Below are 479 nucleotides of genomic sequence, written 5' to 3' on the forward strand. Positions count from 1 at the left end.
CCCGTACCCGGCACGCCTTCGGCCGTCCGATCGGCAACTTCCAGGCGGTCGCCCACGCCATGGCCGACCTGCAGACCGAGATCGATTCCGCGCGGCTGCTCGCCTATCGCGCCGCCTGGCTGCTCGCCAGGGGCAAGCCGTGCACGCGGGAAGGATCGATGGCGAAGCTGAAGGGGTCGGAGACCTATGTGGCGGCCGCCCGGCTCGGGATGCAGGTCTGCGCGGGACAGGGCTTCTCGACGGAGAGCGTGATGAGTTTCCGCTACCGTGAGTCGATCGTGGCCACGATCTCCGGGGGAACCAGCCAGATCCAGCGCAACGGCATCGCCCGCAGCATGGGACTTCGGTCCTACTGACCGTCCTGCTGAGGGTCCTGTGGGCCCTCACCGTCCGTCTGCTGGCCGGCCAGCCAGGCCTCGTGCCGTGCGAAGTGACCCGGGTCGCGGGTCACCCAGATCCCGAACCCCCGGGCCAGCACG

At 69.7% G+C, this 479-nt stretch carries 1 protein-coding gene; it reads left to right on the plus strand.

Translation table 11 applies throughout. The features are described from left to right. Window positions 1-356: acyl-CoA dehydrogenase family protein (locus TN53_RS42265; RefSeq protein ID WP_046264220.1), on the plus strand; the 356-nt coding region annotated here is incomplete at its 5' end. Window positions 357-479 lie beyond the last annotated feature (123 nt).

This window comes from Streptomyces sp. WM6386, assembly GCF_000972385.1.
Taxonomy (GTDB): domain Bacteria; phylum Actinomycetota; class Actinomycetes; order Streptomycetales; family Streptomycetaceae; genus Streptomyces.